We start from the raw sequence: 13,210 nt of genomic DNA, 5'->3' as shown, positions 1-13,210 counted from the left end.
GTGGGGCCGTGGACGAGGACGCGGCCCAGCTCGCGGCCCTCGGCTACACCTCCGAGTTCAAGCGGGAGATGGGGCTCTGGGCGAACCTCTCCCTCGGATTCACCTACCTGTCGCCCGTCGTCGGCGTCTACACGCTCTTCGCCTCCTCCCTGGCCACCGCCGGACCGCCGATGATCTGGGCCCTCGTCATCGTCGGCATCGGGCAGTTCCTCGTCGCACTGGTCTTCGGCGAGGTCGTCGCCCAGTATCCGGTCTCCGGTGGTATCTACCCCTGGGCGCGCAGGCTGTGGGGGAAGCGCTGGGCCTGGATGACCGGCTGGGTCTATATGTTCGCGCTGCTCTCCACCATCGCGAGCGTCGCCTACGGAGCCGCTCCCTACGTCGCCCAGGTACTTGGCATCGAGAGCACCACGAACGCCTCCATCCTGTGCGCGCTGGCCCTCATCGTCATCTCCACGGCGATCAACTTCCTGGGCACCAAGGTCGTCGCCTATGCCGCCTTCGTCGGCTTCGCCGCCGAACTCCTCGGCGCGCTGGCGGTCGGCGGCTGGCTGCTGCTCACCGAGCGCCACTACGACCTCAGCGTCATCTTCGACACCTTCGGCGCGGGCAGCAGCGGCAGCTACCTCACCGCCTTCACCTCCGCGGCCCTCATCGGGATCTTCCTCTACTTCGGTTTCGAGGCATGCGGGGATGTCGCCGAGGAGGTCGCGAACCCGGGCATCGCCATCCCCAAGGCCATGCGGCTGACCGTCTACATCGGCGGCGCGGCGGCCACCTTCGTCGCCCTGGCGCTCTTGCTGGCGGTCCCCGACATGGGCGCCGTCGTCAGCGGCAAGGATGCCGACCCGGTCGCCACCGCCCTGACCGACGCCTTCGGTACGACCGGGGTGCGGGTCGTGCTCTGCGTGGTGCTGATCTCCTTCCTGTCCTGCGTGATGAGCCTGCAGGCCGCCGCCAGCCGCCTCACCTACTCCTACGCCCGGGACAAGATGGTCGCCGGACACCGGCTCTTCGCGAAGTTCTCGGAGAGGCGCCATGTGCCGCCGTACGCCCTGCTGCTGGCCGCTGTCGTGCCCGCACTGGTGATCTTCGTGTCGAAGTTCTCCACCGACGCCCTCACCAAGATCGTCTCCTTTGCCTCCGTCGGCATCTACATCGGCTTCCAGATGGTCGTCCTGGCCGCGCTGCGCGCCCGGCTGCGCGGCTGGAACCCCGGCGGCAAGTTCTCCCTCGGCCGCTGGGGCACAGTCGTGAACGCCGGAGCCGTGGCCTGGGGTGTCTGCGCGATCGTGGTCCTGATCTGGCCCCGGACCCCGGACCTTGCCTGGTACGACAACTACCTGGTGCTGCTGGCCGCCGCCGTGGTGATCGGCCTCGGCCTGGTCTACATGTGGGTGGCCAAGCCGTACGAGCACAGCGACGCCCCCGCCGGCGACGCGATTCCCGCCCCGTCGAACGCCTGAGGAGAAACGTGGAGACCGATCTCCTCAGGCTGCGCAACTACATCGACGGTGAGTTCCGGGACGCCGCCGACGGACGGACCACCGAGGTGGTCAACCCGGCGACCGGTGAGGCGTACGCGACCGCGCCGCTGTCCGGGGCGGCGGACGTGGACGCCGCGATGGCGGCCGCCGCGGCGGCCTTCCCGGCCTGGCGGGACGAGACCCCGGCCAAGCGGCAGAAGTTCCTCCTCGACATCGCCACCGCGTTCGAGGAGCGCGCGGAGGAGCTGATCGCGGCGGAGGTGGAGAACACCGGCAAGCCGATCGGGCTCACCCGCTCCGAGGAGATCCCGCCGATGGTCGACCAGACCCGCTTCTTCGCGGGCGCCGCCCGGATGCTGGAGGGCCGCTCGGCCGGCGAGTACATGGAGGGCATGACCTCCATGATCCGGCGCGAGCCGATCGGCGTCTGCGCGCAGGTCGCACCCTGGAACTACCCGATGATGATGGCCGTCTGGAAGTTCGCCCCCGCGCTCGCGGCCGGGAACACGGTGGTGCTGAAGCCCTCGGACACCACCCCCGCCTCCACCGTCCTGATCGCCGAGATCATCGGCTCGATCGTGCCCAAGGGCGTCTTCAACGTCGTGTGCGGCGACCGGGACACCGGCCGCGCGATGGTCGAGCACCACACCCCGGCGATGGCCTCCATCACCGGTTCCGTGCGCGCGGGCATGTCGGTCGCCGAGTCCGCGGCCAAGGACCTCAAGCGGGTCCACCTGGAACTGGGCGGCAAGGCACCGGTCGTGGTCTTCGAGGACACCGACATCGCCAAGGCCGTCGAGGACATCTCGGTCGCGGGCTTCTTCAACGCCGGCCAGGACTGCACCGCGGCCACCCGCGTCCTCGTCCAGGAGGGCATCCACGACGAGTTCGTGGCGGCGCTCGCGAAGGCCGCGGCCGAGACGAAGACCGGGCAGCCCGACGACGAGGACGTGCTCTACGGCCCCCTCAACAACGCCAACCAGCTCAAGCAGGTCACCGGCTTCATCGAACGCCTGCCCGCACACGCCAAGGTGGAGTCCGGCGGCCACCGGGTCGGCGAGAAGGGCTACTTCTACGCGCCGACCGTCGTCTCAGGGCTGAAGCAGGACGACGAGATCATCCAGAACGAGGTCTTCGGCCCGGTCATCACCGTCCAGTCCTTCACCGACGAGGCCCAGGCCATCGAGTGGGCCAACGGCGTCGACTACGCCCTCGCCTCCTCGGTGTGGACCAAGGACCACGCCCGCGCGATGCGCCTGTCGAAGGCGCTCGACTTCGGCTGCGTGTGGATCAACACCCACATCCCGCTCGTCGCGGAGATGCCCCACGGCGGCTTCAAGAAGTCCGGCTACGGCAAGGACCTCTCGGGCTACGGCTTCGAGGACTACACCCGCATCAAGCACGTCATGACGTCGCTCGACGCGTAGGCCTGCGGCGCTTGGCCGGACGTACGACCACGGCCCCGGACGAGATCAACTTCCGTTCGGGGCCGCGGTGTTACCTCGCCCGCATGCGCTCGGCGAAGTCGTCGTCCGGCGTACCCACGACGAGTGGCCCTGGTGACCGGCGCGAGTGACGGCGTCGGACGGCTCGACGCCAGTGGCGAGGGCGTCAGAAGGTGCAGAAACTGGTGCGTGAGGGGGCTACTCAGCCCCTTGCGGCAGCAGCCGTACTCCTGCCCGTGATGAGGGCTCGGGCCGCGGTGGTGGCGAGACGCGGAAGGTCCCCGGGGCTGCGGCGGTTCTGGCCGAAGGCTCCCTGGAGCTGGAAAGTGGCGTAGCCGTGGGCGAGAGCGAGGTGGGCTTCGAGGAGTTCCATCACCCCGAGGATGGTGTCGGCGGTGGCGGCCGCGGTGGCCAGGGGGAGCATGACGTCGATGAAGTGACGGCCCGCTTCGTGGAGTTCATGGTAGTGGGAGCCCTGGAAGTCGTCGGCGTAGATGAGTTCGAGGCCGACGCGGTGCTGGGCGACGTAGAGCGCGTAGGCGCCCGCGGTGGCGGCCAGTTGTTCCACGGGGTCGTCCCCTGCCGCCTCTGCCGACTCGGCCAGCCGGTCGGCCAGTTCGTGCGCGACGGTGGCGGCGCAGGCGGCGAGCAGGGCCTCACGGTCACGGAAGTGGCGATAGGGAGCGCCGGAGGAAACACCCGCGCGGGCCGCGACCTTGGCCACCGAGAAGCCGAGCGTGCCCGTCTCGGCCAGGACGGCCAGACCGTCGCGGATCAGTTGGGCGCGCAGGTCGCCGTGGTGGTAGCCGCGCCGGGCGATGGTGTCACTCACGGAGCCCATTCTCCCCTACCGGGATGTAAGAGCACTCTCACGTGTAAGAGTACTCTTACATCCGGGACGGCTGGACGGCTGGATCGCTTCCGGCGACCACGCCCGCCCGCTCCCGGCAGGCAACCCGGATCACGGAAAGAAGACGTGTGAACATGCAGAAGCGACACCTGGGCCGACAGGGCCTGACCGCCTCCGCCCTCGGCTACGGCGCGATGGGCATCTCCCTTGCCTACGGCCCCTCCGACGAGCAGGAAGGCATCGCGACCATCCGTCGGGCCCAGGAACTGGGCGTCACGTTCTTCGACACCGCCGAGTTGTACGGGCAGGGCGCGAACGAGCGCATCGTCGGCAAAGCACTGGCGCCGGTGCGCGACGAGGTCGTCATCGCCACCAAGTTCGGCTTCGACTTCACCGGCACCCGAGAGGGTGGCGTCGACAGCCGCCCCGAGCACATCCGCGAGGTCACCGACAACAGCCTCCGCCACCTGGGCACCGACCACATCGACGTCCTCTACCAGCACCGCGTCGACCCGAACGTGCCCATCGAGGAGGTCGCGGGCGCCGTCCGTGAGCTCATCGACGCGGGCAAGGTCCGCTACTTCGGCCTGAGCGAGGCAGGCGAGCAGACCATCCGCGCCGCCCACGCCGTCCAGCCGGTCTCCGTCCTGCAGACCGAGTACTCCCTGTTCGAGCGGGACGTCGAGACGCTCCTTCCCGTCCTGCGGGAGCTCGGCATCGGTTTCGTGCCCTACTCCCCGCTCGGCCGGGGCTTCCTGACCGGGCAGGCCAAGCCCGGCGCCGACTACCCCGACGGCGACATGCGCCAGTGGGACGCCCGCTACCAGCCCGGCAACTACGAGAAGAACCAGGAAGCCACCCGCCTGCTCGGCGAGTTGGCGGCCACCAAGGGAATCAGCGTCGCCCAGCTCGCCCTTGCCTGGCTCCTGACGCAGGGCGAGGACATCGTCCCCATCCCCGGCACGCGCAACCTCGATCGGCTCCAGGAGAACATCGGCGCCGCCGACGTCAGCCTCACCGATGCGGACCTCGCCCACATCAAGGAGATCCTGCCCACCGGCGGCTACGGCGCCCGCTACCCCGAAGCCATGATGCCGACTTGGAGCTGAAGGCCCACTCGTGCGGGACGCGGCTCCGAATCGTTCCAGGAAGCGACTGGAACTCACAACCCAGAGCCGCATGTCCCGCGCCGGTCGCGGTAGGTGAATCAGGTCCAGGCACCCACCGGGATGAACGAACTGTCGTCCTGTATGGCCGTGTCGGAGGTGGCGTACTCGTCCACCCACAACTGGTAGGAGCGGTGACGGATACAGCGCGTGGGGAAGTTGTGGGACATCAGCCGGACCGACTCGTCCTTCGACCCGGTGACGGCATGGAAGGTCGCGTCCTGCTTGAAGGTGTCCGAGCCGTCGCTCGCGTCCAGCCTGACGCGGAAGCTGTAGTGGCGTAGGTAGCGGCCGTCGGCGCTGCGGAAGGAGAAGCCGTCCGAGTCCGCGAGGCCGGCCACTACCGTGAAACCGGCCTGCTTCTTGATGGTGTCGCTGCTGGCTTCGGTGACCTGGCCGAGGATGCCGAGCGCGTCGGAGCCGTAAGCGGCGTAGTAATCAGGGAAGTTGACGGACTGCAGTGACCGGGGCGCGCCGACCACCAGGGCGTGGCTGGGGTCCAGCAGGTCGTACGCGGTGAACACCTCGTCGATCAGGGCGTCCTCGTCGGCGCCGGGCTTCGCCCCCTCCGTCTCGATGCGGTCGAGTTCGGCGGTGAAGGCCGCGTAGCTCTCCTGCGTCCAGGCGGCCCGGTCGGTCTCGCGGGCTTGGGCGAGGACCTGGGCGAGTGTCTGCGCGGTGACGGTGAACTCGCTGAAGTCGGACTCCGCGGCCGTGCCGGAGGCGGAAGTCGTGAAGGCTCCCACGTCCTGGGCGGTCACCGCGCTCGCGACGGTCACGGTACCGACGGTCGTCCAGGTGGTGCCGTCGGCGGAGCGGTAGCCGGTGTAGTCGGTACCGGAGCGGACGAGCTTGAGCCAGGTCGGGTAGGAGGTGCTGCCGTCCGTCTCGACGCTGCGGTCGAGGGCGCCGTCGCCGTCGCCGTCCCACTGGAGCGCGACGCCGTGGCCGGGCGTCACGGAGAGCGTGAGGTAGCCGGGCGAGGTGCCGGTGCCGGTGATGTCGTCGCGGACCATGATCCCGGCTCTGGCCCAGGCGGCGGTGGAGTCCTGCGAGGTCACCACGACCGTGGCGACTGACGCCTTGGGCAGCGCGCCGGTCAGGTAGATGGCGCTGTACTGGTCGGTGCCGCCCCAGAGGTCGGTGCCGTCGCCGTAGACGGCGAGGTCGGTGCCGGACTGGCCGTAGGCCGCGGTGGCAGCCGTCGCCGAGCTGAAGGTCTGGTAGGGGTCCTGGACGGGCTGGCCGAGGACGGTGGTCGCGCCTGCCGTCACGCTGACGTGGTCGAAGACGGTGGTGTTGAGGGCGGACGGAGTACGGGACGTGACGGCGAGCCCGACGTAGAAGGGGGCCGAGCCGAAGGTGGCGATGGTGTCCCGGCCGATGACCGACCAGGTGATGCCGTCGGAGGAAGCGGAGGCGGTGAACTTGTTGCCGCTGCGCTCCATCCGCAGCCAGGCGGGGGTGGGCACACCGCTGCCGCTCGCGTTGGTGGTGGATGTGCCGCCGGCCACCACCAGGCGGCGTACGAACTGCTTGACGCCGGTGTCGCCGCTGCCTGTGCTGGTAAGGATCGCGCCGGCCAGCTGGCCGAACGGCGAGAGGGACTGGGTCATCAGCAGGCCGACCTGGTCGTTGTCGCCCGCGTTGGCCCGGCTCACGACCCGGGCGATGAACGTGGTGTCACCGGTGACCGGCAGACAGGCGTACTGGGCGGTCATGCCCTGGCCGTTGACGTTCAGGTCCGTCCCGGCGCCGCGTACCGTGAAGCTCTTGTCCATCGCGTCATAGCTGGTGATGCCCGGCGTGCGGACGGACACCACGCCGTAGATCCCCAACTGCCGTTCGTCCAGCACGTAGTCGCCGATGTCCTGGTACGACCAGGGCGCGAGCGGCGGGGTCCCGACGGTGAGCTCGACGGTCGCGCTGTCGGTGCCGGCCGCGTTGGTCGCCGAGATGGGGACGGTGAAGTCCCCCGTGCCCGTGGGGGTGCCGGAGATCAGACCGGTCGCCGTGTCGACGCTCAGCCCGGCGGGCAGTCCGGTGGCGGCGAAGGACGCGGGGTCGTCGGAGGCGCCGATCAGATACCCGAACGGCACACCGATGTTGGCGTACGCGGCTGACGCGCTGCTCAGTTTCGGCGCGGGCGGTGTCGGCATCGTCGCGTCGACCTCGGCCGAAGTCGGGCCCGTGCCGCCGACGTTGGTCTTGGCGATCACGTAGTAGTAGGTCGTGCCGGGCGTCCCGGCGGGGTCGCGGTAGCCGGTGTGGACGCCGAAGCCGACCGGGCCCACGTCGGTGGCGATCGTCTCGTAGGGGCCGCCGGGTGAGGTGGCGCGCTGGACGGTGTAGCGGCCGGACAGGTCCGGGTCGCTCCAGGTCAGCTCGATCGCGCTGGAACCGGCGTTCGCTGCCAGTGTGTTGACGGTCCCCTTGGGCGCGGCGACCTGCCAGTGCGTGGAGGCCTTGCGTACCACGGTGACGTTGTCGAAGGCGGCCGTGCCGGTCTCCGCGTAGGACTGCGAGACGCCCAGGCACGAGCAGTTGACCAGGCCGACGTAGACGGTGGTGCCGAGGTCCAGTTCGGTGGAGCCGACCTCGGTCCAGTGCACGCCGTCCGGGGAGATCGAGCCGGTGAACCTGTCCTTGGTGCGGTCGAGACGCACCCAGTACGGCATCCGCATCCGGTATCCGTCGCCCGCCGCCTCCACGTAAGGGGCTTGCAACGGCGTCGCCGAATCCGGCAGGGACCCCAGATTCGAGATCGGGTACGAGGCGGCCGTCGAGATCGCGGTCTGCTGTGCGGGCGGGACCGGGGTACTGCCGGTCGCCGAGGTCGTCGCCCCGGTGGTGGCGCGGGTGGTCCACACTCCGCTCCAGGCGGTGAGGGTGAGGCCCTGGAGCAGCATCGACGCGTGCGCCGAGCCCGCTGCCGTCGAACTGCGCATCATCACGCCGACCTTGGCGTACTGCGAGCTGAGCGGATACACCACCCGTGCGGTGATGGTGACGTTCCCGCTCAGCGACATCTGCGCGATCCGGAAACTGTCGGCGGTGCCCGCGATGTCCGCGCCGCTCGCCTCCAGGGTGAACCGCTCGCCGTCGAACGTCGTCAGCCCGGACGTCTGGACGGTCCCCACGTTCCGGGACGACCAGTTGCTGGGCAGGCCGGCCGTCGCGCAGACCTCCAGGGAGGCGACGCTCGTGCCCACCGCGTTGGTGGCGGTGACCGTGTAGTAGTACGTCGTGCCGACGGTGACTTCGAGATCGGAGTACGTCGTGGACGTCAGCCCGGTGGCGACCGTCTTGTACGTCCCGCCGCTGGTCTTGGACCGGGCCACCGAGTACGTCGCGGCCGAGGTGGCGCTGGCCGGGTCCACCGACGCCACCCAGGCGAGGTCGACGGAGTCCGATCCGTTGCTCGCCGTCAGCCCGGCCGGAACACCCGGCGGCGCGACGGGAGTCGACGAGGCCGGTGCCTCGCGGGCGCAGGTCAGGGTGCCCCAGGACGGGTGGTCCTGGTCATAGCCCTCGACGAACCGGGCCCCGTCGGTGCCCCGGAAGACCGCCTGTTTCGTGTACGGCGCCGACAGACCGAGGACGCTCACGTAGTGCGCGTAGGCCAGCTCGAAGATGGGGCGGGACAGCCCGCGGACGAGCGTCGTGACCGCCGTCTTGATGTACTTGCCGGTCCGGTCGAGGTCCGCGGCGAAGGGCACGTCGTCGTTGCCGAGGTTGTACTTCGCGTCGTACTCGTACCCGGCGAGGATGCGGTTGGCGGCGAAGGCGAACAGGTCGACGCCCTGGTTCCAGGCCACTTGGGAGGCGCTGGCCAGCAGGCCGAGGGCCAGTTGTTCGTGGGTCTGGTCCCGGCCGCTCTCCTGGCCCTGCCCGGTGGCGTTGACGATCCGGTGCCTGATGCTGCCGTTCCCGGCCCCGGCGGCGGCGTAGCGCACCGCGTCCTCGAACATCACGCGGTCGTCGCAGAACACGGCGATGCCCAGCACGGTCTGGATGATCCCGGCGTCCCAGCCGCCGTTGGCGAACAGGGCGTAGCCGGACTGCGCCTTGTACCAGACGTCCTTGAGGGACTTCTCGCAGCGCGCGATGTCCTCGACGGCCCAGCCGTCGTAGCCGGTGTGGCGCAGGATCTCCGCCGCGTTGACGAACTTGAACCCCTGGAGGGACGCCCCGAGTTCACCGTCCGCGCCGGTGATTCCCTCCAGGGTCCGCGACCAGATGTCGACGATGTCCCGTGCCTTGTCGGCGTACCGGACGTCCTGCGTGATGTACCACATCAGGGCGTTCTGGTAGGCAGCGGCGGCGTCGTTCGGCGCCTGGTCCTGGTAGTTGTAGGGGCCGCGTCCCCAGGTGGTGATCTGGCCGGTGTTCGCCGCCGTGTAGTCGTAGGAGGAGCGGCTGTCCGCGGCCATGGCCTGGTATCCCGAGTAGACCGGGTCCTCCTTGGCGGCGACCGCGCTTCTCATCCGGTCGAGGTCCTCCTGCGTGTGCAGGATCCCCGGGTGGGCGAAGGTGAAGCCGGCGGCTCCGTCGTCCACGGGAATCTCGGCGTGGGCCGGGCCCGCCGTGAGGAGCGTGGTGGGAGCGGTCGCGGCCATCGCGGCGGCCGTCATGGTGCCGGTGCCGCCCAGGAACCACCGGCGGCTCATGCGTCTCGCCATGTCAGCCCACCACCAGGGTGAGGGTCTGCTTGCCGGTGCCGACGGCGTTGGTGGCACTCAGCTCGACGGACGAGGTGCCGGTGTCCGTCGGCTTGCCCGAGATGGCGCCGGTGGACTTGTTCACGGTCAGGCCGTCCGGCAGGCCGGTGGCGTCGAAGGCGTAGGGGTGGTTGGACGCCTCGATGGTGTAGGCGAAGTCCGAACCGGCGCTCCCGGTCGCGGAGTTGGCGCTGCTGATCGCGGGCAGGACGGCGGTGAGCGAGGCCCCGGAGTCGACGAACTTCAGGTTGGAGACATGCTCGTTGGTGTACATCGGGACGAAGTCCGAGGTCTTGTACCAGGACGCGTGGCCGTCGGTGTCGGAGACGAGTGTGCCGTTGATGACGAGGTTCTCGAAGGTGACGTCCTTGATGGCGTGGTCCGCGTCGTAGCCCACCATGTGCGAGGTGGCGGCGTGGGTGCCGGTGTAGCTGAGGTTCTTGACGTAGACCATCTCGATGCCGCGGCCGGCCGAGGTGTTGTACGACGTGTTGAACATGACCCGCATGTTGATGAGCTGCCCCCAGCGGAAGTCCTCCACCCGGACGTCCTCGATGCGGACGTTGCGGACCAGGTTGCTGTCCCCCGGGTTCAGGGCGATGCAGCCCTGGTAGTCGAGTTGTGGTTCTCGGTGGTCGAGGATGTCGATGTTGGAGATGGTGAGGTTCTCGATCGTCTCGGGACTGTCCGTGTTGCCGTGGGTGCCGACGTTGATGGGGTGGGCCACGTCCGCCCACAGGGTGGAGTTCTTGAGGACGATGTCGGTGGAGTCTCCGACGAAGTCCCAGCGGTGGTTGTAGACGGCGACGCAGTCGTCGGAGTTGCGCATGAACACTCCGTCGATCACGACGTCCTTGCAGCAGAACAGGTCGATCCCGTCGCCCCAGGTCGTGGCGGAGATCGAGCGGAGGTTGCGGATGGTGAGGTTCTGCGTCTGCCCGGCGCTGATGGAGTGCCCCCAGGGGAGCAGCATCGTGACGCCGTCGATCTCGATGTTCTCGCAGTAATTGACGCCGCAGCCACCGCCGTTGGGCGCCTGGTAGACGATGCCCCGGCCGAGCAGCTTGGCGTTCTCGACGTGGTCGAAGACCACCCGGGACGTGAGTACCGCGCCGCCGGCCAGGTAGACCGTCTTGCCGCTGGGCACGGTGAGCAGGCCGTCGGAGGTGGAGTGCACACCGGGGCCGAAGTAGATGACGTCCGGGTCGTCCGCGCTGGGCGGGTTGGTGTCGATCGCTCCCGCGAACAGCTGGAGGTTGTCGAAGATGTCCTCGTTGAACTCGATGGAAAGGTTCCGCGGTTCGGTGAGGGTGAAGGTCAGGGTGGCGCTGCTCTTGTCCAGCTTGTGCGCGATGCCGTACGAAGTGGGGCGGATCCGGGCCTTCTTGACCGTGTCGGCGGTGTAGGTGACGGATACCTGGACCTCCCCCGTGAAGTCGAAGTACGCCATGGAGGAGTTCTGGGTGGTGCCGCTGCCCGTTCTCGGATCGATGGTCATGGACTTCGCCTGGTAGATGGCGACCTTCTGCCACGAGCCTCCTGGCGTACGTACCTTCACGGCGAAACTGTCGTTCGTCGCTATCCCGTCGGGGATGGGGTAGGTCGCCACTTGGTTGGCCGAGGTCTCCTGCGCGGTGGCGGCTCGTGCCGGGGTCGCCAGGCTGGACAGGTAACCGGTGAGGGCGGTGGCGCCCGCGGCGTGCAGCAGGGTGCGGCGGGAGAAGCGCGATTCGGGGCGGTCCATCGGGGGTGTCCCTTCTGAGGGTGGCCGCCGCCCGCGGAGGAGCGCGGGCGGCGACCGTCTACAGGGGTGGTGGTGTCTCGGTCAGGCCCAGGCCGTGACGGGGACGAAGGAGCTGTCGGCCGGGAAGGTCCCGGCGACCAGGTCGTACGTGTCCACCCACAGCTGGTAGTTCCGGTGCCGGACGCAGCGGCCCGGGTAGTTGTGGGACACCAGCCGCACCGACCCGCTCGTCGAGCCGGGCAGGGCGTAGAAGGTGGCGTCCGCGTTGAAGGCGTCCGTGCCGTCGCTGGTGTCCAGCTCGATCCGGAACGCGTAGTGCCGCAGATAGCGGCCGTCGGAGGACCTGAAGGAGTAGCCCTTCGAGTCGGCGAGGCCCGCCACGATCGTGAAGCCGGCCTCCGTCTTGAGCGTGGCGGAGCTGGACGAGGTGACCTGGGTCAGCGCACCGAGGTTGTCGGAGCCGTAAGTGGCGTAGTACGTCGGGTAGTTGACCGACTGGAGGGAGCGGGTCACCCCGGTGGGCAGGGTGGTGCGGGTCTGTTCGGTGGAGGTCAGCTGGGTCAGGCCCAGGTGGTCGTAGCCGCCGCTGGTCGAGCCGTAGTCGCCTCCCCCGCCCTCGGGTTCGACGATCTTGGCGAACGCGGCCGTGTTGGGCACGAACAGGCCCTTGCGCACCGCGTAGTGGTTGTAGATCTGCGCCCAGATGGGACGGAGCTGGCCCCTGCTGTCGGTGGCCGGCGCGGTGAAGGTCTGCCAGCCCTCCCAGACGCCGGGGGCGCCGTAGTGCCAGGTCCAGGAGGTGAAGGGGACGTCCTCGCCGAGGTTGTACCGGGCCACGTACTCGCACGCCTTCAGGAAGCGGTTGTTGTCGTAGCCGTACAGGTCGTAGCCCTGGTGCCAGGCCATCTCGCAGATGGTGGCCATCAGGCCGATGCCCAGCATGGTGTGGCCCTGGTCGCGGCCGCTCTCCGCCCACTGGGCCAGGCCCTGGTCGTCGTACAGGTAGGGGATGGCGTTCTCGATGGAGCCCATCCCCACACCGGTCTTGAAGTAGGTGATGGCCTGGTCGATCTTGGTCTGGTCGTCGCAGAGGATGCCGGTGGCCAGGACGCAGGCGATGTTGCACAGGTCCCAGCTCGCCCAGTAGTTGCTGTCGTAGGCGCCGTTGTGGTTGACCAGGAAGTCGTTGCTGAGCGGGTAGAACACGTTGCGCAGGAGGTTCTGGAACGCGGTGAGGTCGAAGCCGCCGTAGCCGCGCATGATCTCGCCCGCGTTGGCGATCTCGTAGCCGTAGATGCCCGAGGACAGGAAGCGGTCGGCGGAGCCGTCGAGCAGCGTGAGCGTGGACGACCAGGCGTTGAGGATGTCGCGGGCCGCGTTGCCGTATGCGCCGACCCCCTGGATCTTCCAGCGCAGCGCGTTCTGGTAGGCGGCGGCGATGTCGTTGTAGAGGATGCCGTAGTTCTCCGGGGTGCCGGAGCCCCGGTAGATCGTGGCCTGCGGGTTGGCCGTATAGGTGGCCTGCGCATGGGAGTTGGCGATCAGCAGCTGCCAGTCGTCCTGCCAGGGCTGGGCGGCGGCGGCCACCTTGGCGGCCATGCGGGTGAAGTCGGCGGCGGTGTGCAGCATGCCGGGGTGGACGATCGTCGCGGCCGAGGCCGGGCTCGCGCTGAGGAGCGGGCTCGCCACGGCGGCGGCGCCTACACCAGCGGCGGCTTTGAGTACGGTGCGGCGGGTGGTGCCTTTCGGTGGTGGTGCGGCTCTCTCTGTCACGTCGGGCTCCTTTGCCCTGAGGTC

General features: G+C 69.0%; 7 protein-coding genes. 3 read left to right on the top strand and 4 right to left on the bottom strand.

Annotated elements, in window-relative coordinates; translation table 11 throughout:
* Nucleotides 1-8: 8 nt before the first annotated feature.
* Together OG496_RS49985 and OG496_RS49980 are read left to right on the top strand one after the other, a co-directional pair.
* Nucleotides 9-1,466 (top strand): APC family permease, encoded by a 1,458-nt coding sequence (locus OG496_RS49985; RefSeq protein ID WP_266866172.1) that lies wholly within the window; start codon nucleotides 9-11, stop codon nucleotides 1,464-1,466.
* An 8-nt stretch (nucleotides 1,467-1,474) separates the two neighbouring features.
* Nucleotides 1,475-2,914 carry a gamma-aminobutyraldehyde dehydrogenase gene (locus OG496_RS49980; RefSeq protein ID WP_405975668.1) on the top strand — a complete coding sequence of 480 codons (1,440 nt, stop codon included), beginning with the start codon at nucleotides 1,475-1,477 and terminating at the stop codon, nucleotides 2,912-2,914.
* Between the two features lie 220 nt (nucleotides 2,915-3,134).
* Here the strand turns inward: OG496_RS49980 and OG496_RS49975 are convergent, their stop codons facing one another.
* Entirely contained in the window at nucleotides 3,135-3,764 is a 630-nt protein-coding gene (locus OG496_RS49975; RefSeq protein WP_266866168.1) for a TetR/AcrR family transcriptional regulator, read from the bottom strand.
* A 152-nt stretch (nucleotides 3,765-3,916) separates the two neighbouring features.
* Here OG496_RS49975 and OG496_RS49970 point away from each other — a divergent pair, with 152 nt between their 5' ends.
* Entirely contained in the window at nucleotides 3,917-4,891 is a 975-nt protein-coding gene (locus tag OG496_RS49970; protein ID WP_405975667.1) for an aldo/keto reductase, read from the top strand.
* 98 nt (nucleotides 4,892-4,989) lie between these two features.
* Here OG496_RS49970 and OG496_RS49965 read toward each other — a convergent pair whose 3' ends face one another.
* From OG496_RS49965 to OG496_RS49955, 3 genes are all read right to left on the bottom strand, one after another.
* Complete coding sequence (locus OG496_RS49965; RefSeq protein WP_405975666.1) at nucleotides 4,990-9,630, bottom strand: AbfB domain-containing protein; 4,641 nt, start codon at nucleotides 9,628-9,630, stop codon at nucleotides 4,990-4,992.
* Nucleotide 9,631: 1 nt separating this feature from the next.
* Nucleotides 9,632-11,413, bottom strand: coding sequence for a putative Ig domain-containing protein (locus OG496_RS49960; protein WP_405975665.1), 1,782 nt, complete (start codon nucleotides 11,411-11,413; stop codon nucleotides 9,632-9,634).
* Between the two features lie 81 nt (nucleotides 11,414-11,494).
* Nucleotides 11,495-13,186: an AbfB domain-containing protein gene (locus OG496_RS49955; protein ID WP_405975664.1), complete on the bottom strand. Its 1,692-nt coding sequence runs from the start codon at nucleotides 13,184-13,186 to the stop codon at nucleotides 11,495-11,497.
* Nucleotides 13,187-13,210: the final 24 nt, after the last annotated feature.

The organism is Streptomyces sp. NBC_00988 (assembly GCF_045162645.1).
Taxonomy (GTDB): Bacteria; Actinomycetota; Actinomycetes; order Streptomycetales; family Streptomycetaceae; genus Streptomyces.
Note: the sequence above shows the minus strand (reverse complement) of the source record. Positions and strands in the feature narration are given on the sequence as shown.